General features: G+C 70.0%; 26 protein-coding genes and 3 pseudogenes. 8 read left to right on the top strand and 21 right to left on the bottom strand.

The window, feature by feature from the left end; all coding sequences use genetic code 11:
* The first annotated feature begins 1 nt into the window (after window position 1).
* The gene (locus tag H3H54_RS03555; protein WP_262425541.1) at window positions 2-505 is read left to right on the top strand and encodes a nucleoside deaminase; all 504 of its coding nucleotides are present in this window, start codon (window positions 2-4) and stop codon (window positions 503-505) included.
* 133 nt (window positions 506-638) lie between these two features.
* Here the strand turns inward: H3H54_RS03555 and H3H54_RS03550 are convergent, their stop codons facing one another.
* Window positions 639-1,250 (bottom strand): VOC family protein, encoded by a 612-nt coding sequence (locus H3H54_RS03550; protein WP_262425540.1) that lies wholly within the window; start codon window positions 1,248-1,250, stop codon window positions 639-641.
* A 172-nt stretch (window positions 1,251-1,422) separates the two neighbouring features.
* Between H3H54_RS03550 and H3H54_RS03545 the strand changes: the two genes are divergently transcribed.
* Window positions 1,423-1,713, top strand: coding sequence for a nucleotide pyrophosphohydrolase (locus H3H54_RS03545; RefSeq protein ID WP_262425539.1), 291 nt, complete (start codon window positions 1,423-1,425; stop codon window positions 1,711-1,713).
* A gap of 56 nt (window positions 1,714-1,769) precedes the next feature.
* Here the strand turns inward: H3H54_RS03545 and H3H54_RS03540 are convergent, their stop codons facing one another.
* Complete coding sequence (locus tag H3H54_RS03540) at window positions 1,770-3,236, bottom strand: FGGY family carbohydrate kinase (RefSeq protein WP_262425538.1); 1,467 nt, start codon at window positions 3,234-3,236, stop codon at window positions 1,770-1,772.
* 217 nt (window positions 3,237-3,453) lie between these two features.
* On the opposite strand from H3H54_RS03540, the pseudogene H3H54_RS03535 reads away from it, so the two are divergent.
* Window positions 3,454-4,640: pseudogene (locus tag H3H54_RS03535) on the top strand (RtcB family protein).
* A gap of 114 nt (window positions 4,641-4,754) precedes the next feature.
* Here the strand turns inward: H3H54_RS03535 and H3H54_RS18645 are convergent.
* Genes H3H54_RS18645 through H3H54_RS03525 form a run of 3 tightly spaced genes read right to left on the bottom strand, consistent with a single transcriptional unit; the run spans window position 4,755 to window position 6,624 of the window.
* A complete protein-coding gene (locus H3H54_RS18645; RefSeq protein WP_316249130.1) occupies window positions 4,755-5,018 on the bottom strand; it encodes a helix-turn-helix transcriptional regulator in 264 nt (87 codons plus the stop codon).
* Window positions 5,000-5,455 (bottom strand): response regulator transcription factor, encoded by a 456-nt coding sequence (locus H3H54_RS03530; RefSeq protein WP_316249129.1) that lies wholly within the window; start codon window positions 5,453-5,455, stop codon window positions 5,000-5,002. Before H3H54_RS03530 ends, H3H54_RS18645 begins: the two co-directional genes overlap by 19 nt.
* Complete coding sequence (locus tag H3H54_RS03525) at window positions 5,452-6,624, bottom strand: sensor histidine kinase (protein ID WP_262425537.1); 1,173 nt, start codon at window positions 6,622-6,624, stop codon at window positions 5,452-5,454. The genes H3H54_RS03530 and H3H54_RS03525 overlap by 4 nt, the downstream gene beginning before the upstream one ends.
* Before the next feature lie 153 nt (window positions 6,625-6,777).
* Between H3H54_RS03525 and H3H54_RS03520 the strand changes: the two genes are divergently transcribed.
* From H3H54_RS03520 to H3H54_RS03510, 3 genes are all read left to right on the top strand, one after another.
* Entirely contained in the window at window positions 6,778-7,176 is a 399-nt protein-coding gene (locus tag H3H54_RS03520) for a hypothetical protein (RefSeq protein ID WP_262425536.1), read from the top strand.
* Window positions 7,173-7,445 (top strand): hypothetical protein, encoded by a 273-nt coding sequence (locus tag H3H54_RS03515; protein WP_262425535.1) that lies wholly within the window; start codon window positions 7,173-7,175, stop codon window positions 7,443-7,445. The genes H3H54_RS03520 and H3H54_RS03515 overlap by 4 nt, the downstream gene beginning before the upstream one ends.
* A gap of 78 nt (window positions 7,446-7,523) precedes the next feature.
* Window positions 7,524-8,018: an alpha/beta fold hydrolase gene (locus H3H54_RS03510; protein ID WP_262425534.1), complete on the top strand. Its 495-nt coding sequence runs from the start codon at window positions 7,524-7,526 to the stop codon at window positions 8,016-8,018.
* 384 nt (window positions 8,019-8,402) lie between these two features.
* Here H3H54_RS03510 and H3H54_RS03505 read toward each other — a convergent pair whose 3' ends face one another.
* The 5 genes from H3H54_RS03505 to H3H54_RS03485 all read right to left on the bottom strand — a co-directional run bounded on the left by H3H54_RS03505 (window position 8,403) and on the right by H3H54_RS03485 (window position 12,652).
* A complete protein-coding gene (locus H3H54_RS03505; protein WP_262425533.1) occupies window positions 8,403-9,026 on the bottom strand; it encodes a response regulator transcription factor in 624 nt (207 codons plus the stop codon).
* Window positions 9,023-10,204: a sensor histidine kinase gene (locus tag H3H54_RS03500; RefSeq protein WP_262425532.1), complete on the bottom strand. Its 1,182-nt coding sequence runs from the start codon at window positions 10,202-10,204 to the stop codon at window positions 9,023-9,025. Before H3H54_RS03500 ends, H3H54_RS03505 begins: the two co-directional genes overlap by 4 nt.
* 179 nt (window positions 10,205-10,383) lie before the next feature.
* Window positions 10,384-11,058, bottom strand: coding sequence for an ABC transporter permease (locus tag H3H54_RS03495; protein WP_262425531.1), 675 nt, complete (start codon window positions 11,056-11,058; stop codon window positions 10,384-10,386).
* The gene (locus H3H54_RS03490) at window positions 11,055-12,008 is read right to left on the bottom strand and encodes an ABC transporter ATP-binding protein (protein ID WP_262425530.1); all 954 of its coding nucleotides are present in this window, start codon (window positions 12,006-12,008) and stop codon (window positions 11,055-11,057) included. The genes H3H54_RS03495 and H3H54_RS03490 overlap by 4 nt, the downstream gene beginning before the upstream one ends.
* A gap of 83 nt (window positions 12,009-12,091) precedes the next feature.
* Complete coding sequence (locus H3H54_RS03485; RefSeq protein ID WP_262425529.1) at window positions 12,092-12,652, bottom strand: GNAT family N-acetyltransferase; 561 nt, start codon at window positions 12,650-12,652, stop codon at window positions 12,092-12,094.
* A 43-nt stretch (window positions 12,653-12,695) separates the two neighbouring features.
* On the opposite strand from H3H54_RS03485, the gene H3H54_RS03480 reads away from it, so the two are divergent.
* On the top strand, window positions 12,696-13,310 hold the full coding sequence (locus tag H3H54_RS03480) for a TetR/AcrR family transcriptional regulator (RefSeq protein ID WP_262425528.1): 615 nt from the start codon (window positions 12,696-12,698) through the stop codon (window positions 13,308-13,310).
* A gap of 210 nt (window positions 13,311-13,520) precedes the next feature.
* Window positions 13,521-13,844: a hypothetical protein gene (locus tag H3H54_RS03475; protein ID WP_262425527.1), complete on the top strand. Its 324-nt coding sequence runs from the start codon at window positions 13,521-13,523 to the stop codon at window positions 13,842-13,844.
* A gap of 37 nt (window positions 13,845-13,881) precedes the next feature.
* On the opposite strand, the gene H3H54_RS03470 is transcribed toward H3H54_RS03475, so the two are convergent.
* From H3H54_RS03470 to H3H54_RS03425, 11 genes and pseudogenes are all read right to left on the bottom strand, one after another.
* Window positions 13,882-14,592 carry a hypothetical protein gene (locus tag H3H54_RS03470; protein ID WP_262425526.1) on the bottom strand — a complete coding sequence of 237 codons (711 nt, stop codon included), beginning with the start codon at window positions 14,590-14,592 and terminating at the stop codon, window positions 13,882-13,884.
* 141 nt (window positions 14,593-14,733) lie between these two features.
* A pseudogene (locus H3H54_RS19415) lies at window positions 14,734-14,868 on the bottom strand (type II toxin-antitoxin system prevent-host-death family antitoxin); the annotation flags it as partial.
* Between the two features lie 177 nt (window positions 14,869-15,045).
* Window positions 15,046-15,429 carry a D-ribose pyranase gene (gene rbsD / locus H3H54_RS03465; protein ID WP_262425525.1) on the bottom strand — a complete coding sequence of 128 codons (384 nt, stop codon included), beginning with the start codon at window positions 15,427-15,429 and terminating at the stop codon, window positions 15,046-15,048.
* Complete coding sequence (locus H3H54_RS03460) at window positions 15,426-16,244, bottom strand: ribokinase (RefSeq protein WP_262425524.1); 819 nt, start codon at window positions 16,242-16,244, stop codon at window positions 15,426-15,428. The genes rbsD and H3H54_RS03460 overlap by 4 nt, the downstream gene beginning before the upstream one ends.
* Before the next feature lie 106 nt (window positions 16,245-16,350).
* The gene (locus H3H54_RS03455; protein WP_262425523.1) at window positions 16,351-17,175 is read right to left on the bottom strand and encodes a substrate-binding domain-containing protein; all 825 of its coding nucleotides are present in this window, start codon (window positions 17,173-17,175) and stop codon (window positions 16,351-16,353) included.
* A gap of 180 nt (window positions 17,176-17,355) precedes the next feature.
* The gene (locus H3H54_RS03450) at window positions 17,356-17,868 is read right to left on the bottom strand and encodes an ABC transporter permease (RefSeq protein ID WP_262426393.1); all 513 of its coding nucleotides are present in this window, start codon (window positions 17,866-17,868) and stop codon (window positions 17,356-17,358) included.
* A gap of 48 nt (window positions 17,869-17,916) precedes the next feature.
* Window positions 17,917-18,348, bottom strand: coding sequence for an ABC transporter permease (locus H3H54_RS03445; RefSeq protein ID WP_262425522.1), 432 nt, complete (start codon window positions 18,346-18,348; stop codon window positions 17,917-17,919).
* 49 nt (window positions 18,349-18,397) lie between these two features.
* Window positions 18,398-19,948 (bottom strand): sugar ABC transporter ATP-binding protein, encoded by a 1,551-nt coding sequence (locus tag H3H54_RS03440; protein ID WP_262425521.1) that lies wholly within the window; start codon window positions 19,946-19,948, stop codon window positions 18,398-18,400.
* Window positions 19,941-20,372, bottom strand: coding sequence for a substrate-binding domain-containing protein (locus H3H54_RS03435; protein ID WP_262425520.1), 432 nt, complete (start codon window positions 20,370-20,372; stop codon window positions 19,941-19,943). The genes H3H54_RS03440 and H3H54_RS03435 overlap by 8 nt, the downstream gene beginning before the upstream one ends.
* Window positions 20,373-20,440: 68 nt before the next feature.
* Window positions 20,441-20,950, bottom strand: a pseudogene (locus tag H3H54_RS03430) (LacI family DNA-binding transcriptional regulator); the annotation flags it as partial.
* A 659-nt stretch (window positions 20,951-21,609) separates the two neighbouring features.
* On the bottom strand, window positions 21,610-22,029 hold the full coding sequence (locus H3H54_RS03425; RefSeq protein ID WP_262425519.1) for a GNAT family N-acetyltransferase: 420 nt from the start codon (window positions 22,027-22,029) through the stop codon (window positions 21,610-21,612).
* Window positions 22,030-22,146: the final 117 nt, after the last annotated feature.

The raw sequence follows: 22,146 nt of genomic DNA, 5'->3' as shown, positions 1-22,146 counted from the left end.
CATGACGAACTCCCTCACTGCTGCAGACCGTTCGCGTCTCGCCCGCTGCGTGGGCCTCGCCCGGGAGGCGCTCGAAGCCGGGGACGAGCCCTTCGGGTCCCTCCTCGTCGGCGCCGACGGGACGGAGCTGTTCGCCGACCGCAACCGTGTCTCCGGCGGGGACGCCACCCAGCATCCCGAGTTCGCTATAGCCCGCTGGGCGGCGGCGCATCTGAGCCCGGAGGAGCGGGCCCGGGCGACGGTTTACACCTCCGGTGAGCACTGCCCGATGTGCGCGGCCGCCCACGCCTGGGTGGGCCTGGGCCGGATCGTGTACGCCAGCAGCAGCGCGCAGCTGTCGGGTTGGCTCAAACGGTGGGGCCTCGCCTCGGGGCCGGTCGCGCCGCTGCCGGTGCAGACGGTCGCTCCGGGCATCGAGGTCGCCGGCCCTGACCGCGGGCTCAGCGACGAGGTGCGGGCGCTGCAGGCAAAGCTGCGCGGGATCGATCTTTCGCAGGAGGGCTGACGGGAGCCCGGACCGGCTCTGCATCCCGCCCGCTCAGTGATCGGGTCCTGGGGCCGGGATCGACTGCCCATGAGTGCGGCCGTCGGCCCGCTCCCTCAGATCTCGATCTCGCGCCCGTCCTCGGTACGCAGGGTCAGCACGAAGCGGGAGCCGCGGCCCTCCCGGATCTCGGCGATCCCGTCACCGAGCCCGAGCGCGTCGTTGGACTTCTGCTGCGGCCCGGGGTTGACCTCGACCCGGTCGAAGGAGACCAGCTCGATCGAGGGCAGGTCGCCGAGGCCCGGCTGATCGGTGGTGCCCCAGTCGATGAGGAAGGGGACGCCGTAGTTGCGGGGGCCTGCGCCTGGGTGAGCCGCCAGGTGAGCTCGGTGCCGTCCGGGGCACGGCGGGAGAGCTCCTCCACGTCGCCGGGGTCGAAGCCTTCGGCACGGGCCCGCTCGACGACCTGGTCGATGCCCTCGGGGTGCACGGCGTAGGTGATGAGGGTGGGCTTCTTCAGCCGGTTGATGCTGAAGGTCTTCGGCAGCTCCTCCTCCTCGCGCTCGGGATCGGGGCCGATCAGCTCGAGGTAGTGCGGCCGCGGCTCACCGTTCACGGTCAGCGCCACCAGCGCGTTGGCGGTCCCGGTGGGGTGGGTGCCGCCGGGCGCGGCGGTGACACCGGTCAGCTCGCGGAACCAGTCCACGAGCTCGGCCAGGTCGGGACCGGCGATGACGATGTGGTCGAGAAGGCGGGGGACGCTCATGAGCGCTCCTTAGGGAAGATCGTGACCTCGGGGTCGCCGAGGAGGGCAAGAAAAGGGGTGGGCCCCGTCGAGGGGACGCAGCGGCCGACGGCGATGCAAGCACGCCGTTCAGGCTTCGCACCCTATCTCGGATAGGCCGGGATCATCTGATCGTGAGTGCTAGCGTGCGCGCATGGTCGACGACACCGTCCTGTCCGCACTCCGCGCTTTCGCCGCCGAACGGAACTGGGCCCAGTTCCACACTCCCGCGAATCTCGCCAAGTCGATCTCGATCGAAGCGGCTGAGCTGCTGGAGCATTACCAGTGGGGCGAGGAGGCGGATCTTGCCGAGGTCCGTGATGAGCTCGCCGATGTCCTCACCTATTGCTACCAGCTCGCGATGCGGTTGGAGCTCGACCCGGACCAGATCGTGCTGGAAAAGCTGGAGAAAACGCGAGTGAAGTACCCGGCCCCGAAGGGCTGAGCGTGACAGGGACGCGGTGCCGGCGAGCAACCTGATTGTCAGCTGCGGGCGTCTGCTCAGCTCGCCAGTGCCGCCACCGCGTCATACATCTTCCGGTGCACCGGTCGCAGCTCGGCATAGGCCGCTGCGGCCGACGGGTCCGGCTCGATCACCTCCCCGCCCTGCGCGGCGAGCGGGGCGATGCGGTGCTCCACGCCGAGCGCCTGCGCTCCGGCGAGCGCGGCGCCGAGCAGGGTCGCGTCCGTGCCATCGGCCAGGAGCACCGGGCGTCCGGTGACGTCGGCGAGGGTCCGCCGCCACGGCGCGGACGCCGCTCCTCCGCCGACAACGGGAAGAACCCGCCCCGCATCAGCGGGATCGAGCGCATGCGAAAGCGCGAGGGCGACGCCTTCGAGAGTCGCGGCGTAGAGGTCCGCCGGCCCGGTGGAGGCGTCGATCCCGAGCACCGCACCACGCAGCGACCCGTCCCGGACGGGGAACCGTTCCCCGCCGAGGGACGGCAGGACGAGCAGACCCGTCGGCCCGCGACCATGCTCGCGCTCACGCTCGATGAGCCGGTGGTCGGCGCTCTGGGCGTCGGCGCCGCCCAGGTAGGCCTCCCGCGCCCAGGCGGCAGCGGCGCCGCCGGCGAGGATCGCGGAGATGTGCAGCTCGGCGCCCCCGCCGAGGGCCAGGCGGTGCGAGGCATCGTCGGCTGCGGGCGCCGGCTGTGCGGGCCGCACGCTCGCGATCCAGCCGCTGGTGCCGAGCGAGGCGTGGTCCTGGCCGGGCCGGAGACCCGTGATGCCGAGCGTGGCGGCGCCCGCGTCGCCGGGGGCGAGCACGATCGGCACGCCGGCGGGCAGGCCGAGGAGGTCGCGGGCGCTCTCGTCGGTACGGCCCACGACCTCTCCGGCCTCGGTGGTCAGGCGTGGGAGCAGCGCCTCGTCGATGCCGGCGGCTCGGGTGACGGCGGGCGACCAGTCACGGGTGCGGGCATCGAGCAGCCCCGTGGCCGAAGCGGTCGTCAGGTCGCAGTGCAGCCCGGCACCGAGGGCGTGGGCGAGGTGGCCTGCGGGGCCGAAGGTGATGCTGCGGGTGAGCGCGGTGGTCTCGGGGCTGAGGCGGGTGAGGCGGCGGAACATCGCGGCGCAGCTGGCGGCGTCCTGCAGGTTCCCGGTGAGTGCGTCCCAGTCCTCGCCGTCGCGGGCGAGGGCGGCGCGGATCTCGCCGGCCTCCGCACCGGCCCGCAGGTCGTTGTAGAGCACGGCCGGCTGCACTGCGCCGTGCTCGCCCTCGAGGATCAGGTCCTGCATCTGGCCGGTGAGGCACAGCGCATCCACCTGGGCCGACGGAGGGAGGGCCCGCGAGATCGCGGCGCGTGCGGCGCGCACCCAGTCGGCGGGGTCCTGCTCCGCGCCACCGTCCGCAGTGTGACGGGTGGGGTACTCGGCGCTCGCGGCGGCGATCGTGCGCCCGACGAGGTCGATCAATGCGGCCTTCGCGGAGGAGGTGCCGAGGTCGAGGCAGAGGAGGCCGTGCATGTGGGACAGGGTATGGGACGAGGCCTGAGGACCGGACTGCACTGCGCTGCCCTCGGCCGAGCCGGCCGCCGTACCCCCTGGCAGCCGTCGCGGGAGACAATCCCTAGGGAACTCATTTTCGCTCCCGACGCGGAGAACCGACCCCGCCCGTCGGGCTCCACCGCCTGGAAGGAGGCGCACCATGACCGCCACCGAGGGGACCGAGCTCCCGATCACCATGGCCGATACCGCTGCTCCCGTGAGGATGTGGCTCCCTCAGGAGGAGACCGACGAGGCCGCGCTGAAGCAGCTGCGGAACATCGCCTCCCTCCCCTGGGTGCATGGCGTGCGGGTGATGCCCGACTGCCATCTCGGGATCGGCGCCACCGTGGGCAGCGTGATCGCGATGCGCGGCGCGGTCTCCCCCGCCGCTGTCGGCGTGGACATCGGCTGCGGCGTCGCGGCCGTGCGCACCGACCTGGTCGAGGAGGACCTCGAGGCCCTCGGCGCGCTCCGCTCCGCGATCGAAGCGGCGATCCCCGTGGGCTTCGCGGCGCACGAGGAGGCGATCTCGGGCAGCGAGCTCGCGCGCCTCGGCGCGCGAACCGGCCTCGAGGAGTTCTGGGAGGGCTTCTCCGCGCTGCCGGAGAAGGTGCAGAAGCGGGAGAAGAAGGCGCGCAAGCAGCTCGGCACGATGGGCGGCGGGAACCACTTCGCGGAGCTGTGCGTGGACAGTCGTGACGGGCGCGTGTGGATCACCCTGCACTCGGGCTCCCGCAACATCGGCAAGGAGGTCGCGGAGGTGCATATCTCCCGCGCGAAGGGCCTGGAGCACAACGCGCAGCTCGGCGACAAGAACCTCGCCGTGTTCCTCGCCGACTCCCCGGCATGGACGCCTATGTGCGGGACGTGCAGTGGGCGCAGGAGTACGCCTCCCGCTCCCGCGAGATCATGATCGGCCTGCTCAAAGACGCCGTCGCGAAGCACTGGGGCGCGCGCGGCCGCGGCGTGCGCTTCGACATGCCCGTGAACTGCCACCACAACTACGTCTCGATCGAGCGGATCGACGGGGAGGACATGGTGGTCACCCGCAAGGGCGCGATCTCCACGCGCGACGGCGACCTGGCGCTCATCCCCGGCTCGATGGGCGTGGGCTCGTACATCGTGCGCGGGCTCGCCAACCCAGACTCGTTCTACTCGGCCTCCCATGGGGCGGGGCGGAGGATGAGCCGGAACGCCGCACGGAAGACCTTCACCGTCGGCGACCTCGCGAGGCAGACGGAGGGCATCGAGACTCGCAAGGACGAGGGCGTGCTCGATGAGATCCCCTCAGCGTACAAGGACCTGCACGCGGTGATGAAGTACCAGTCCGACCTGGTGGAGCCGGTCGCGCATCTGCAGACGGTGCTGTGCGTGAAGGGGTGATGCAGTCCTACGGTTCAGCGCCCTCGCACTGCATCGTCGAATGCCATCGACTCGGCCTGCCGTGCGCCGCGCACCCGATCGTCACTGAAGGACGGCGACTGGGTCCCCTGGTGTTCACCCGGGAGACGGCCCGTCTGTTGCCGACCGCTCCGTCGAGGGTCTTCCCGGGCGGGTGAGCCCCGACTCGTAGCTGAGGACGACAAGCTGCGCGCGATCGCGCGCGCCCAGCTTGGCAAGCAGCCGGCTGACGTGAGTGCGCGCAGTATCGGGGCTGATGTGCAGTCTCGCGCCGATCTCCTGGTTGGACTCGCCCTTGCCGACACCCGCCAGGACCTCGCGTTCGCGGGAGGTCAACGGGTTCAGCAGTTCCGGATGCACTCCCTCCCCAGGCGGTCGCTCAGATGGCCCAGCACCTTGGTGGTGATCGTCGGGGACAGCAGTGAGTCGCCGGCGGCGACCACTCGGATCGCTTCGCGAAGATCGTCGGGGGCGACGTCCTTGAGCACATATCCGGACGCGCCGGCGTGGATCGCTGCAAGGACGTCGTCGTCCTCGTCGAACGTGGTCAGCATGATGACACGGACATCGGCGAGCGCAGGGTCCTGGACGATGCGCCGGGTTGCGGTGATGCCGTCGAGGTGGGGCATGCGGATGTCCATGAGGACGACGGCCGGACGCAGCTGGCGGACGGTTCCGAGGCCTGCTCTGCCGTCGGCCGCCTCCCCCACCACGACGATGTCGCCATCGTTCTGGGCCAGGACGCGCAGGCCGGTGCGCACCATCTCCTGGTCGTCGACCAGCACGATGCGGATCATGACGGCGCTCCTACGGGCAGGACGGCATGGACGAGGTGGCCACCGCCGGGCAAGGTGGTCGAGCTGAGCGTGCCGCCGAGCAGACGGGCCCGTTCAGTCATCCCTGTCAGCCCGTAGCCGGGCCCGCTGCCGGCGGGGGCTCCGTCGCCGTCGTCCATGACACTGACGTGCACCTGACCATTCTCATTTGCCACGCTGACCTGCACGGATGCGGCCCCTGCGTGGCGAATGACGTTGGTGAGCGACTCCTGGACGATCCGGTGGACCGCTGCCTCCACGGCCGGGGCGAGGTCCTGGGGGCGAACGGAGACGTCCACCGTCAGGTCGAGACCTGCTGTTCGCGCGCTCTCGAGAACGGTGTCCATGTCCTTGAACGACCGAACCTGGCGCGGCGCATCTTGGTCGCTGCGGAGCACGCCGACCATCGTGCGCAGCTCCTTCAGAGCTCGGCCGCTATGCTCTGCCACGTCATCGAGTGCTCGCGCGACCGCCGCGTCATCCCGTCCGAGCGCTTCCCGACCAACATTCGCGTGCAGCGAGATGACCGTGAGCATGTGCCCCACGGTGTCATGGAGCTCTCGCGAGATCTGACCACGCTCGTTCTGCACACGCATCTGGGCCTCTCGCTCGTGCTGCGCATTCGTCAGCCGCGTGATGCGCGCTTGCTGCGAGATGTGGAGTCGGCGTGCGCGCATCCCGTATCCGAGGGCGATGGCGGCCGTGATCAACGCCAGGTTGGTGACCGAGTCCGTGCCCAGGACGAACCCCACGGGCTGGGGATCGTCACGGAGTCTGAAGTACATCGAGACGGACATAACCAGGATCCCACCGCCGACCGCCCACCGGGTCAGCCCGGACTGCGCTGCGCAGCAGAGAGCCGCGACGACGGGGAGGGCGACTCCGATGGGCGGGTATCCCAGTGCGTAGTACGCGAAGGTTCCCAGGATGCTGAGGGCCAGCACGGCCACGGGCATGGTGCGGTGGAGCAGGAGGATTGCGCCGAACCCGAGGGCGAACACGTATGCCATGACATCCGGTCGAGCCCCAGAGCCCAGCTGCGACATCAGGATCACCACGCTCAGCACGACGGCGACGGCGCCCGCGAGGACGGCGTCCCCCGTTCGGACCGGAGGGGATCCGTCATCCGCGTCGTCCTGCCAGCTGGCCATCGACTCAGTCTAGAAGTGTCCGGGACGCGTTGCCTACGGTCAGGAGCGGGCTCCGAGCACGCTTCTCGACGTACCGCGAGCGCGCCCGGGCGCGGCCCAGGTCGAGAGGTGAGGCTGACGACGGACGGCCGTGTCCTCCATAGCGTCATCACCATGAACACACGACGCTCCCTGCCATGGCTCACCATCCTCGGACTGGGGACCTTCGCCCTGGTCAGGCCCATGACCCGCATCATCGCCTCCCAGCTGGACATCGTTGTTCCCTCCGCAGTGCCTCTGGTGCTCACCGTCGCCATCACCGTCGTCTGGGTCGTAGCCGTAGGGCTGCGCAGGGACGTGGCGCCCGTCCTGACCCTGGTCCTGGCAGGTGTCACCTACGCCGTGCTGTCGATCGTCCTGAGCGCGGTTCTCTCCCCCATCCTCGATGGGCAGCTCGCCGGGCCTCTCGCACGTCCGGTCGCGATCCTTCCGTTCGTGCTGTTCAACGCTGGTTGGGGGCTTGTCGCGGGCTTCCTGGCGCTGCTCCTCCAGCGGATCAGGTCAACGTCATGAGGAGGCTGGGCATCGGTCTGCTCGGCCTTGTGGGCGGTCTGCTTGCGGGGGTCGTCCTGCAGGACGTGCTGAGCCGGAGCCTGGGCTCCAGCGGCTCCTTCCCAGTGTTCGTCCTCGCCATGGGCTCGCTGCTCCCCCTCAGCGGGGCAGCCGGCAGCGTGCTCGCCCTCTGTCTCGACCACCGTCGGCATCACCGCAACGAGAAGCAGGCAGAGGGCGGCCTCCCGGATGAGCACGGGAGCACATCGGTCGACCGGTCGGCCCGCTGATCCGCCGATCGGTTGATCCTGCCCGTGACGACCGGAAATCAGTTCCCGGCATCTGTCTCGGTGGGTACGGTCCGACGCATGCTTCACGAACAGGTTTCCGCGGCATGCTCCACTCCGAGCGGCCGGCTGCTGACGGGCACTGTCTCGGGTTCCGAGTCGGCGCCCCCGGTGCTCTACATCGCCGGAGCCGCCACGGGCCGGAGCATGCGGTTCGGGGTCTCCGCTCTGGTGGCCGGAAAGATGCGGCTGCTGACGATGGACCGTCCCGGCCTGGGCGGGTCCACCCACGACCCCGGTCGGACAGTGAAGTCGACCGCAGAGGACTACCGGATCTTCGCCACCTCGGTGCTCGGGTTGGAGAGGCCGTTCTCGGTCGTGGCCAACTCCCAGGGAGCGCTGTTCGGCCTCGCCATGGCTGCGGCGGGGTGGACCGCGCATCTGACACACTGGTGTCACCGGCCGATGAGGTGGCACATCCCGCTGTCCATGACCTCATTCCCGAGGACGCACAGGAGCTGGTCCGATTGGTCGCTCACCGGCGGGACTCCGCGGCTCAACTGCTGGAGTCCATGAATGCGGCGACGATGGAGCAGATGGTGCTGGAGGGGGCTCAGCTGTCGATCGGGCCTGCTACTCCCATCCCTCGTTCCTGACCGACTACCGGACAGCGCTGCGTGAGGGTTTCGCGCAGGAAGGCCGCGGTTACGTCCAGGACACGCTGATGGCCATGTCCCCCTGGCCCTTGGAGTGGACGTCGCTCCGGTGCCCCGTGCACATCCTCTTCGGCGCCGAGGACCGGTCCCATTCACCGGATCTGGGAGAGCACCTGGGCCAGCGCATCCCTGAGGCTCATCGGCGGGTTGTGGACGGCGCGGGAGGTGCTCTGCTGTGGAGTCACACCGCGTTCGTGCTCGAGGCCTGTCTGGCGACTGATGCGGGGATCGCAGGGGGCCGCGCTCAGCCCAGGATCCCCAGTTCGTAGGCGGTGGCGACGGCGGCTGCTCGGTCGGACACGCCGAGTTTGTTGAAGATGTGGGCCAGGTGGGTCTTGACGGTGGCTTCGCTGACGAAAAGCTCCTTGGCGATCAGCCGGTTCGGGGTGCCTCTCGCCACGAGCAGCAGCACCTCCCGTTCCCGGGCGCTCAGGGTGGCTCTGCGCGAGGGGCTGTGCACGTGGGAGGCGAGACGCGTGGCGATCGCCGGGGAGAGCACCGTCTCCCCGGCGGCGGTCGAACGGATCGCCCCGATGAGGGTCTCGGCCGAGGAGTCCTTCAGCAGGTATCCGGTCGCTCCGGCCTCGATCGCTGCCACGGTCTCCGAGTCCGTGTCGTAGGTGGTGAGCACGAGCACCGAAGCCTCGAGCCCGCGGGCCTTCATCTCCCGCACGGCCTCGACACCACCGCCACCGGGCATGCGCAGGTCGATCACGACCACGTCGGGTTCTGCAGCTGCGGCGACTCGGACCGCCTCGGGGCCGCTCGCTGCCTGCCCCACGACCTCCAGGTCCGGCGCAGCGGAGATGGTCGCGACGACTCCATCGCGGACGACTGGGTGGTCATCGACCACGACGACGCGGATCATGCTGCGGCCTCTCTCGACAGCGCGGGCAGATGCAGGGAGACGGCCGTGCCCTGGCCGGCCGCCGTCTCGATGTCCAAGGTGCCGGCGAGACGCGCGGCTCGCTGCCGCATCCCCCGCAGCCCGAAGGACGAGTCGGTCACCGACGTGGCGGGATCGAAGCCGTTGCCGTCGTCGCGGACGTCGAGAGCGATCTGGTCATCGTCATACGTGACGGTGACACCGACACGGGAGGCGTCGGCATGCTTGCCGACGTTGGACAGCGCCTCCTGCGCGATGCGCAGCACGGTCGCCTCCACCTCGGCATGCAAGGGCCTGGCCTCTCCGACGATGATCACGTCGGCATGCACAGGGCGATCCAGTGACCAGTCCGTGACCAGCGCGGTCATCGCGTCGACCAAGCTGGTGGAGGTCAGCGGGCCGGGGGCGAGATCCATGACGGATCGGCGGGCCTCACCGAGGGTGGTGCGGGCCAGGTCGGTTGCCCTCGAGAGCCTGGCCTCGGGCTCCGGGTCATGCTGAGCGGCCTGCAATTGGGCGAGGATCGCCGCCAGGCTCTGGGCGAGCGTGTCGTGGATCTCCCGGGCCAGCCGCTGTCGCTCGTCCTGGACTCCGGCACGCCGGGCCTGCGCGACGACCGTGTCGTGCAGAGCAGCGTTCTCCCTGGCAGCGCGCTCAAGGTCGGCGTTCACCCGGCCCAGCTCGGCGATCATCGCCTTCTGCTCCTCTTCCCTGCGGGCATCGCGCAGCTGGAGATGTCCCAGCAGGGCGGCCAGGCCGATGTTGACCATCAGCAGCACCGTGAACACGAGCCACTGGATCCCGCCGGTCGGAGGGAAACCACCGGACTGAGACCCGGCGAGAGTGAGTGCTACGCCGACAAGGCCGATGCGCCGCACCCAGCGATTCCGGAGGTCGGCCAGCTCCAGGTATCCGACCCATGCATAGATTCCGAAGAACGGGTTGATCCAGGTCAGCAGGAATGCGAGCGTCATCCGCCCCAGGAAGTGGATGTCCGGGGCTGAGGAGCCCGGCGTTCGATGCCGGCGCTGCAGAAGCGACCACCAGGTCCACGCGGCGCTCACGAGGACGAGGCCGGCCTGTGTGACCAGCCAGCCCGGGGTGTGGACACCGAAGAGCACGGCGGTCGGGGCCGCGACTGCGGATGCGAGCACGAGCATGGCCAGGGGAACGGTGGGGGCCCACCGCTCCCCTCTGGTGCTCTCACGGGATGCATCCACCATCTCAGCATCTCACTCCCACCGGAAGAAGCGCACTGAGAAGAGTGCCAGCAGCACTCCCCACGCAGCGACGACGAGGAGGTCGCGCAGCTCCGGAAGTGCTCCGAGCATTGCGGCGTTCATCGCCTCCGATGCGGCACCGAGCGGGGTGAGCTCGACGACTCGGCGGAGCAGTCCTTCCATCGCCTGCACCGGGAGGTACACCCCTGCGGTGAACATCGATCCGAAGAACGCGAGGGATCCCAGGACGGCGGCCATCCGGGCATTGGGGAGATCGCGGTGATCGCAGCTCCCAGGGAGAAGGATGCGACCAGCGCCAGGACATAGGCGCCGATGTATCCGGGCCACGACTGGGGAAGAGGGGTGCCGAACACGAGACGTCCCACGGTGAGCAGGAGGATCGAGGATCCCGCCACGGTGGCGGCATGCAGCAGGACCTGCACCACCAGAATCGAGGCAGGTCGCACCGGAGTGGTGCGGAGTCGGCGCAGCACGCCGGCCTCGCGGTACGCGAGCACGATGGACGGCATCGCCATCAGGGCCGCCATGATCATCGACAGCAGGACCGTGACTGGGACGTAGAGGTCGACCACGGACATGCCTCCGAGGTCCGCGCTGTCCTCGCGGAACGACGGGATCGCGCCGAGGATGCTCAGCAGCACCACCGGGAAGAGCAGGATGTAGAAGAGCGAACCGAGTTCGCGACCGAAGAGCCTGCTCTCGGCGTGCAGGACAGCGATGGTCGGGCTGCCGCGCCGGGTCGGGTAGAGGGTCGGCATCGTCTGAGCGGTCATCGTGCGGGCTCCTGGGTGAGGTTCGGGGTCGGGTCGGTGAGAACGGGTGGGGTCGAGATGAGGTCCAGGTACGCGGTGTCGAGGGACCCGTCCTGGACACGCAGCCGGCGGGGAACGATCCGTTGGCTCTCCAGGCAGCTGAGGACGAGGAACGGGGCCTCGTCATCGCCCTCGACGACGATGCGGCCGGATTCCCTGCGGGCCGCGGCGACTCCCGGAATCGTCCGCAGCGCCTCCAGGTCGACGGCGGACTCGGCCATGAAGGAGGTGACGGTCGCTGCGGCCGCCCGTCCGATCAGGCCATCGGGTGTGTCCACCGCTCGGACCCTGCCGTCGTTGATGATCCCGATGCGGTCACAGAGCCCCTGCGCCTCTTCCATCGCATGGGTCACCAGGAGGATGGTGACGCCGCGCTCTCTCACGTCGCGCACGAGCTGCCATACCTCGCGCCGAGCCCGCGGGTCGAGGCCGGTGGTGAGTTCGTCGAGGATGGCCACCTGCGGACGGCCGATGAGCGCGAGGGCGATCGACAGCCTCTGCTGTTGGCCTCCGCTGAGCGTCCGGAACTGCTGATCGAGCAGACCGGTCAGTCCGAGGCGCTCGGCGAGCTGCGGCCATGGCTCGGGATCGTCATAGAAGGCCGACCACAGCTGCAGTGCCTCCCGGGCGGTGATCTTCGGCTGGAGTCGACTCTCCTGCAGCTGGATGCCGACGAGGCGGGTGATCTCACCGCGATCGGAGATCGGGTCGAGGCCGAGCACTCGCACGCTGCCGCCGTCGGGCACCCGCAGCCCCGCGATCAGCTCCACCGTGGTGGTCTTGCCCGCGCCGTTCGGACCGAGGATCCCGAAGATCTCGCCCCGACCGATGCTGAGGCTGACGTCGTCGACGGCGAGGACGTCGCCGTAGGACTTGCTCAGATGTTCTATGTCCACTGCTATCTGGTTCATGCTTCCAGCATTCAGGGGCCGGTCGCTGAGCACATCGGGGGACAGGCGCTGCCCAGCATCCGCCATTCGGCCGATGGGCGGACTCAGCTCGAAGCGTCCGGGTCCTCGCGGTCGGGCAGGACGCGCTCGTAGTGGACGAGGTCGACCTGCGATCCGGATGGCGCTGTGCCCCGGGCCCGTCGTATCGGGAGGAACCCGCCCTTCGCGAGGACGTGCCGGGAAGCCATGTTGTCAGCGGAAGTGCGAGCGGTGAGCGCCCTCAGGCCGCTCTGCTGCGCCCACAGGACGGCGAGGCCCAGTGCGGCGCTGGTCAGACTTGCGCCGCGAGCCTCCGGTCGCAGCCAGAAGCCGACCTCGGCCGCGTCCTCGGTCACGTCGAAGAGCACCAGGCTTCCGGCGAAGCGGTCCGTGACGGCGTCCGCGATCGTCAGGATGGCGAGGTCGCCGCGGGCCAGTCCCTCGGCGATCGTCCCGTCGATCATGCGGATCACCGAGTCCGGGGTGTACTGCGGCGCGGGCAGGTGGGCGAAGGCACGGACGGCTTCGTCCTCTGTCCCCTGGGCGTAGGCAGTCGCGTCGGCATGGGCCATCGCACGCAGCCGGACCCTGTCATCGGACACGGGCAGGAAGGAGATGTCGAGCATCCACCTAACCTAACGTTGTTCGTTTAGCTTGTACACTGGATTCATGAGCTATTGGGACGACCCCAAGCCTGTGCAGCGCGCCCGCGCGGTCGTGATCGACGAGCTGGCTCGGGAATCGGCGGCCCTGCTGGACGAGGGCGGGATCTCGGCGCTGACCATCCGCGCACTCGCGACGAGGCTGGGTGTTGCGCCGCCCAGCCTCTACTCACGCATACAGTCCGTCGATGACCTGCTCGACCTGTCGCTCGACCAGGTCCTGGACCGCGACGGCCAGGTCTGGGATGCCCGTATCGAGAATCCCTGCGAGCTCCTCCTCGCCCTCTACGACCACCTGGGGCGCCACCCGTGGGGACCGCAGGTGATCGGGCTGAGGCCTCCCCGAGGGCCCGCGTACGTACGGCTCTCCGAGCGGCTCCTCGGGCTTCTCGCCGACGACGGCGACGATGATCCGCTGTCGGTGGCCTACGCGATGTCGAACTTCGTCATCGGGAGCGTCGCCACGGCCGCAAGCGCTGCGGAGGAACCGGCCACGCGCGTCGATCCGATCAGCGCCCCCGTCTACGCACGCCTGCACTCCGAGCACGACATCGACCCCAGGGCGATCGTCGAGGCGGGGCTCCGCGCGCTGCAAGGGATCCGGATCCCCGACGTCTGCTAGCTGCAGGTCCTCACGCGGAGTCGCCTTCGAGGTCGGTGCTGTACGCGGTGCGCCCGCCGCGCAGCGGGATCCGGGAGTTCGCTCAGGCAGGGGCGAGGGTTGCGGCCTTGCGCCCCAGGATCAGCGCGGCACGGGCGTCGCACCCCTGTGGAACGCTGGTCGCGACCACACCGGAGCCCCCATGGCCGGGGCCGGACGAGAGGACCACCGATGTTCCCCACCCGCGATATCACGGACGCCGCCACCCTGTTCTACGACCTCGAGCGGATCCGCGGTTGGATCCTCGACGAGCTTCCCGGCCTCCAGGACCGGCTCCATCACGGGGACGCGGACCCGTACCTCACGCTCGACCTCGCCGAGGGCGGCCGCATCGTGATCGGGAAGATGGCCACGGGGATCCTGACCCGATGGGTGGTGGTCGTGCCCGGGGACCCGAAGCCTGTCATCCACGAGATCGAGGGCAAGGAGGACTACGCGCGGATCATCCGTGAAGCGCTGGGCGGGGCCGCCACCGGGGCGGGCTCACCCGGGTGAGCAACCGCGCGGGTCCCGGAGTGCACGCGCACCCGAGTCAGGCAACGGCCCGGTGCGCTCCGGCGTGCCCACGGACGCGGATGCAGGGCTGGTCAGCGATGGGCATATGCGCTCCGCATCTAGGCTTGGAGCGCTGCGCCATGATCCGTTCCGGGGTGGAACTGGTTGCGACTCTGCCGAGGGCGGCCGCGAGCGCTCGTGCTGGATCCGGCTCACCCGTCTCGGGATCCCACGCATGCGTGAGAGCTTCGTTGATCTCGTCCTTCGTCAGCTGCTCGGCGATCTCGAGCGGCAGTGCTCCCGAGGCGACTGCAGACCTGATGAGCCCTGGCGGTGCAGGTTCAGGCCGGTAGTCCCACAGCTCGAGCCCGTGCTTCTCGGCAGTCGTCTCGTAGAGCGCAAGCATTTCCCAGATCGATTGCGCCTCGTCCTCGGTGAGCTTTCCACTCGTGATGAGCGCGTTCACGGCGTCATAGATCCGATTGTCGCTGCGCTTGCCCAGGGCGATGATCTCGATCAGGCCCGTGCCTTCCGAGGAGACCGAGGAGCGGAAGACGATTCGACAGTCGGCACCAAGGGTGGCCGTGGTGTTCAGACCCGCGAGCCGGTCGGTCCCGCCGCGATTGGACAGGGGATGCTTCCCTGCTGGCTGTGTGAAAAGGGCACGGATGTCGTCGAGGACTTCATCCCAGCGGGATTGCTCGACGTGCTCGGCGATCCACTCGACGGCTTCGGTGCTCAGCACCACCTCAGCCTGGTCCTCCGGGAACCGTTCACCGTCGCGCATCAAGTTGTGCCCGTGACGCATCGATGGTGTGGAACTCCGAGCGCTCCGCCACAAGGGTGGAGACCCCCGGATGAGCTCCTCAGCAGCCGCACGGAGGGAGCGCTCTAGTTCGTCGAACCGTTCGGGGCTCATGACGACGGCGGTGGGCTTGCCATGGTTGGTCAGCACAACGGTGCGCTCAGCCGCCTTCTCTGCAAGGTAGCCGGCACCCTTCTTGGTGGCCGTGGTGGCGGGCATACGCAAGGGAGCACTCATGCACCCATCTTAGCGGGGACGGTCGCGAAAGTTCGAACTTTTGTGGAGGAGAACTCCGATCTCACTGGCTCGGCATGCTCACTCGCGGCGGCACCACGGCCGACGGGCAGCCGCTGATCTCGGCCGCCCTCGCGGTGTTCCCGGCGCCGTCCTACGTACTCAGAACGGCACGCCGCACCGCACGATCACGTTCGCGTACGGGGTGGTCTCCCCCGTGCGCACCACGAACCGTGCCTGACCGGTCAGCTGCTTGAACTCCTCATGGGGCACCGTCTCGGCGCCCGGAACTCGGGCATCGAGCAGTGCACCGGCCGCCGAGCCCGCCGCCTCGGTGGCGATGACCGCGCCCTCCACCTCGATCTCGGCGAGGATCGCGTCGAGCACCTCGGCGAAGCCGGGCACGCCGAGGGTCACGGCGAGGTCCACGCGCGCCACGCCGGGCGGCACGGGCAGGCCCACGTCACCGATCACGAAGGTGTCGGTGTGGCCCAGGCGGGCCAGGTGCGCGGACAGCTCGGGGTGGAGGATCCCGCCGCGCTTCATGCGTTCACCTCCGCGAGCGGGGGCAGCTCGTCGCCGGTGCTGGGGTAGCTGGGCTGGGCGCCGTTGCCGGTCGCCGCGTACGCCCCCACCTGGGAGGCGAGGCGGGCGGCGGCGGGCAGGGACTCCCCACGGGCGAGGCCCACGGCGAGCGCGCCGATGAACGCGTCGCCGGCGCCGGTGGTGTCCACGGCGGTGACGGGCGCGGCCGGGATCCGGTGCAGCCCTTCCGGGTCCGCGACGAGCGATCCCTGGGCGCCGAGGGTGAGGACCACCGAGGCGATCCCGGCCTCGCGCAGCGCGCGGACGATCTGCTCCGGGCTATCGGGCGCCTCGGCGTCGGGGGTCAGCTGCGCGAGGACCAGGGCGGCCTCGTGCTCGTTGACCACCAGTGGGTTCGAGGCGCGAAGCACCGCGGGGTCGAGCTCCATGACCGGGGCGGGGTTGTGCAGGAACCGTCCGGTGACCAGGGCCGGCAGGGCCTCGATCCCGTCGCGCGGGATCTCGCCCTGGCACACCACGATCGCGGAGGCCTCGAGCACCTCCTTCGCCGACGCCACCTGGGCGGCGTCCACCGACGCATTGGCGCCGGCGATCACCACGATGGAGTTCTCACCGTCTTCCGCCACGGTGACGATGGCCAGGCCCGTCGGCCCCTCGACCTCGCGCACGCCGGTCAGATCCACCCCGGCGGCGCGCAGGCCGGCCAGGCCCACCTGGGCCTGGGCGTCGGTGCCGACCGCGCCGATCATCCGCACGTCCCCGTCCAGCTTGGCGGCGGCGACGGCCTGGTTCGCGCCCTTGCCGCCGGGCAGCATCTGCCCGCCGGTGCCGTGGAGAGTCTCCCCGGCAGCGGGTGCCTGCGCACCTGGGAGAGAAGGTCGACGTTGATCGAGCCGACCACCGTGATCACGCCGCGGGAGCTCACTCGTACTCGCCCGCGTTGTCCTCGGTGACGGTGACGACCTCAACGGAGACCTCGTCCTCAGTGTCCTCACCCGCGAGCACCTTGACGGCCTCGGCCACGGACTGCTTGCCGAGCTCCTCGGGCTGCTGCGCGATGGTCGCATGCAGGGTGCCGGAGGCGACTGCGGCGACGCCCTCGGTGGTGCCGTCGAAGCCCACGATCATCACGTCGGTGCCGGCGCGGTCGCCGAGCGCCTCGATGGCGCCGAGCGCCATCTCGTCGTTCTCGCAGAAGATGCCTTTCACGCCGGGGTTGGCCTGGAGGAGGTTGGTGGCCACGTTCAGACCCTCGGCGCGGTCGAAGTTCGCGGTCTGCTGGGCGACCACGGTGATGCCCTCGAACTGCTCGATGCCCTCGGTGAAGCCCTGGCCGCGGTCGCGGGAGGCGGAGGAGCCGGGCACGCCCTGCAGCACGATGATCTCGCCCTCCTCGCCGATCGCTGCGGCGAGCGCCTCGGCGGCCTGGGTGCCGCCGGCGACGTTGTCCGAGGCGATGAAGCTGGCGAGCTCGCCGGAGGCGGCGTTGCGGTCCACGGCGATGACGGGGATGTCCGCGTTGTTCAGCGCTTCGACGGAGGTGGCGACCGCGTCGGAGTCGGTGGGGTTGACGATGACCAGGCTGACGCCCTGGGTGATGGCGTTGGCGAGCTGGTCGGCCTGGGTGGCGGAGTCGTCGGAGGCGTCCTGGATCTCGAGGGTGAGGCCCTGTGCCTCGGCCTCGGCCTGCGCACCGTCGACTAGCTGGACGAAGAAGGGGTTGGTCTGGGTGGAAACGGCGAGCATGACGCGCTCGCCCGCGCCCTCCGCGTCGCCGCCGCGGTTGCAGGCGGTGGTGGGGTGACGCCGGCGGCGGCCGCGGCGGTGAGCGCGAACAGGCCGCGACGGCTGGTCATGGACTTGGTGATGGTGATCATGGCGATCTCCTTTGTCGAGGGGAGGTCGTTCTCCCCGGGGTTTCGCGGTTCAGCGGGAGGTCTTGCGGCGCAGCACGTCGAAGCCGACGGCCAGGGCGATGACCAGGCCGATCACGACCTGCTGCCAGAAGGACGAGACGTTGAGGATGTTCAGGCCGTTGCGGATCACGGCCAGCAGGATCGCGCCGATGAGGGTGCCGGTGGCGCGTCCGGAGCCGCCGGCGAGGGAGGCTCCGCCGATCACGACGGCGGCGATGGCGTCCAGCTCGTAGCCCACACCGGCCTGGGGGCCGGCGGAGGAGAGGCGCCCGGCCAGGACCATGCCGGCGAGGCCGGCGAAGAGGCCGGAGAGGGCGTAGACGGTCACGAGGATGCGCTTGACGGGCAGGCCGGACAGGCGTGCGGCCTCTTCGTTGCCGCCGATGGCGTACATCGAGCGGCCCAGCACGGTGCGGGTGAGGATGAACCAGCACAGCAACCCCGCGACCACCATGGCGAGGATCGGGACGGGGAAGCCGCCGATCGTGCCGCCCATGAAGGAGACGGACTCGGAGGTGGCGATGGGGGTGCCGTCGGAGATGACCAGGGGTCAGGCCGCGGGCCACGCTCATCATCGCGAGGGTGGCGATGAAGGCGGGCAGCTTGCCGTAGGCGATCGAGAGGCCGGAGATGGCGCCGGCGGCGGCGCCACCAGCAGCCCGATCACCAGGGTGAGGATGCCGGGCAGGTTCAGCGAGGCGAAGGAGTAGGCGGAGACCACCGCGCCGAGCGCGGCGACGGAGCCGACGGACAGGTCGATCCCGGCGGTGACGATCACGAACGTCATGCCGAAGGCCAGGATCGCGACCACCGACGCTTGGATCCCGATGTTGATGAGGTTCGGGACGGTCAGGAACGCCGGGGTGGCGATGAAGAGCCCGATGCACAGCAGGATCAGGCCCACCAGGGCGCCGTTGTTCATGGCCCAGTGGCCGAGGCGGCTGAGCGTGGTGGGCCGCTTGCGGGCCGGGGTGGAGGTCGGTGAGGTCGTGGTCGCAGTCATGGCCGCGGCTCCTTTCGGAGGTGGGAACGATGGGGGCGGGCGGGGCCCGTCAGGACGCCTCGGAGGTGGGGGCCGGGTCGTCCTTCGTGGAAGTGACAGCGGAGGTGACTGCGGAGACGGCGAGGCTCATCACGGCGTCCTCGGTGGCGCCGTCGGCGTCGAGGATCCCGGCGACCTGGCCGTTGCTCATCACAAGGATGCGGTCACTCATGCCGAGCACCTCGGGCAGCTCGCTGGAGACCATCACGACGGCGCCGCCGTTCTCGGTGATCTCGTTGATGAGCTCGTAGATCTCGACCTTCGCGCCGACGTCGACGCCGCGGGTGGGCTCGTCCAGCAACAGCACGGTGGAACCGGCCATCACCCAGCGGGCGAAGACGACCTTCTGCTGGTTGCCGCCGGAGAGGTTGCGGATGGGCTGGTCGAGCCCGGCCATCCGCACCGAGAGCTGCTCGGTGACCTTGGCGGCGCGGGCGCGTTGCCCGCGCCGGTCGGCGAGGCCCCGCTTGGCGGTGGAGCGGAGGGTCGCGTAACCGGCGTTCTCGCCGACGCCTGCGTCCAGCACCAGGCCCTGGGACTTGCGGTCCTCGGGCACGAGGCCGAGGCCCCGGGCGATCGAGCGGCCGACGTCCCCTCCGGGGAGGTTCTTCCCCTGGAGGGTGACGGTGCCGGTGTCGTAGGGGTCGGCGCCGAAGACGGCGCGCAGCACCTCGGTGCGGCCGGCGCCGACGAGCCCGGCGATGCCGAGCACCTCTCCGGCGTGGACGGAGAAGCCGACATCCGAGAACTTGTCCTCGCTGCTGAGGCCCTCGATCTCGAGCAGCACCTCTCCCTGGGTCTCGGCGCGGCGGCGGGGGAACTGGTCGTCGATGTCGCGGCCCACCATGAGGGAGACGAGCTCGTCCTCGCTGGTGTCGGCCGGAACCTGGGCGATGAACTTACCGTCGCGCAGCACGGAGACGGTGTCGCCGATGCGGGGGATCTCGTCGAGGTGGTGGGAGATGAAGACCATGCCCACGCCGCGGGACTTCAGCTCGTGGACCACGCGGAACAGGGCGTCGATCTCGCGGCCGGTGAGCGCCGCGGTGGGCTCGTCCAGGATCAGCAGGCGGGCGTCCTGGGAGAGGGCCTTGGCGATCTCGACGAGCTGCTGGCGGGCGATGCCGAGCTCGCCGACTGGCTGGTCGAGGTCGACGTCCAGGCCGATCCGGTCCAGGGCTGCCTGGGCGATGCGGCGCATCTCCTTGCGGTCGACCATGCCGAGCCGCTTGGGGGTGCGGCCCAGCGTGATGTTCTCGGCGACGCTGAGCTCCGGCACCAGGTTCAGCTCCTGGTGGATGGTGGCGATGCCGTGGCGCTCGGCGGCCTTGACGTCGGGGAGCTGGACGGGCTGGCCGTCGACGAGGATGCGGCCGGAGTCCGGCTGGTAGATGCCGGACATCATCTTGATCAGCGTGGACTTGCCGGCGCCGTTCTCGCCGAGGAGCACCTCGACCTCGCCGGTGCGGACCTGCACGGTGACGTCGTCGATGACGGTGACCGGGCCGAAGGACTTGCTCACCCCCTCGAGGGTGAGCAGTGCGGGCTGCGCGTCAGTCATGGTGGGGGACCTCGGCTTCCGTGATGGTGGTGGCGGGGGTGAGTCTGAGGTGGGCGGGGAGGCGATGCTCCGTCTGGGGGCGCTCGCCGCGCAGCTGTGCTTCGAGCAGCTGCACGGCGGTGGTGGCCATCCCTTCGAGGTCCTGGCAGATCAGCGGCAGGGGCGGCTGCAGGAGGGTGAAGGGGGCGATGTCGTCGAATCCGACGAAGGGCAGACCGGCCGACGGGGTGATCCCGGCTTCGAGGCAGACCCGCACGGCGCCGAGCGTCATCCGGGAGTCGGCGGTGAGCACGGCGTCCACGCCGGTCTCGAGCAGGGCGCGCATACCCGCGCGACCGGATTCCTCCTGGAAGTCGCCGTGCTCGATGACGGTCTCGACGCCCGCCTCGGCGGCCGCGGCGGTGAACTCGGCCAGGCGCTCCACACCGGTGGTGGTCTGGGAGGGGCCGGAGAGGAATCCCAGGCGCTGCGCTCCCCGCCCACGAGGTGCGCGACGGCCTCGCGGATCGCGGGGCCGGTATCGGAGACGACGGCGGGCACGTCCATGCCGGGGATGGTGCGGTCCACGAAGACCAGCGGCATCCCGGCCTGCTGGACGGTGTGGAGGGTGACGTGGGCGGTGGAGAAGGGGGCCACGATGATGCCGTCGACGCGCTGGCGGCGCAGCACCAGCATGTATTCGCGCATCAGCTCGGGGTCCTCGTTGGCACTGCACAGCACCACGGACAGGCCCGAGGCGCGTGCCTCGCGCTCGACCACGTGGGCGAGCTCGGCGAAGAAGGGGTTGCGCACGTCCGGTATCAGCAGGCCGATGGTCTCGGTGCGTTCGGAGCGCAGGGAGCGGGCCTGGGCATTGGGGATGTAGTTCAGGCGCTCGGCGGCGTCGAGCACCCGCTCGCGGGTCCCGGCGGCGACGGAGCCATTCCCGGACAGGGCGCGCGAGGCGGTGCCAAGCGCCACTCCGGCCTCGGCGGCGATGTCCTTGATCGTGGGTCGCGACATCTCCAGCTCCTCACATCTTCATTGATGGAAACGTTTCCAAGCGGGAGCGTAGCACTGGATGAGGGGTGGGTACAGGGGCCGACGGGCCCGCCTCCCGGCCGCGGGGGCGCGGCGGTGTGCGTCGTGGATCGGACGCGGGCGCAGGTGGCCTGCGGTTTCTTCCGGGAGAAGATGCGCACTGCGCGAGCACCGTGATGTGGGTGACATATCTGCGCGGGCGGAGGGACCACCGACCCCGTGGACGGTCAGCCGCTCTGGGATGATCAGCAGATCGTCGCTGTTCTGCGTGGAAAGACTGGCTGTGGGGCCGCTTGATCGAATTCGCCGGCGCACTCCGTCGCCTGCCGCACTGACCTCACGATGACGATCGGGGCCGCGCTGCAGGACCTCGCGGTGGTCGCGCACAACGCCGAGTTCGACGTGGAGTTCCTGCGCGCCGAGTTCACCCGTGCCGGGATGCCGATGCCGCGCTTCTCCACCTACTGCACCCTGCAGGGCAGCACGCTGTATCTGCCGCAGCTGCGGCGGCGCACGCTCGCCCAGTCGACGTCGAGCTCATCGGCGGCAGCGGCTCCGGCCACAACCGCGCGCCCGAGGCGCTCACGGACGCGGTCCGCGAGACCGCCCGAACGTCGCTGCGCCAAGGATGAGATGGGGCCTCAGCGGAGCTCCTTGCGCAGGATGAGCTCTGTGGGCTCGTCTGGGAGCAGCAGGGCGCCCGCGTCCGCGCAGCCGCGGCGGCGGTAGAAGTGCTGGGCTGGCTCGTCGGACCGGGTCGAGGTCAGCACCGCGCCGTGACCGTCGGCCCGCGCACGCTCTTCCCAGTCCTCGACCAGCCGGCCGCCGAGCCCGCGACCCCTGGCCGGCTCGAACACGAACAGCATGTTCATGAACGGGATCTCGTCCCAGAAGAGCCCCCATCGGAGCCATCCGAGGATCCCCTCGGCCGCCTCGGCGACGAGCACGCGACCGGCCTCGATCGCGGCGCTGAGCATCTCGACCCGGAGGTGCCGATCGTGAGCGGCGAGGACCTCGAGATCGTCAGCAGTGGCGAGTCGGAGAGCAGGGGCGTGCAGCATGACGCGATCGTGGCACATCGCCGTTGGCGCGGCGGGAGCTGCATGCTGAGCCATCATGCAGACCCACCACGGGAGTCATGGCCCCACCGGGGCGACCGAACTCATGCGGTGCGCTGC

The sequence above is a fragment of the Brachybacterium sp. Z12 genome, from assembly GCF_014400405.1.
In the GTDB taxonomy this organism is placed as follows: Bacteria; Actinomycetota; Actinomycetes; order Actinomycetales; family Dermabacteraceae; genus Brachybacterium.
This window is presented reverse-complemented; position numbering and strand designations above follow the sequence as displayed.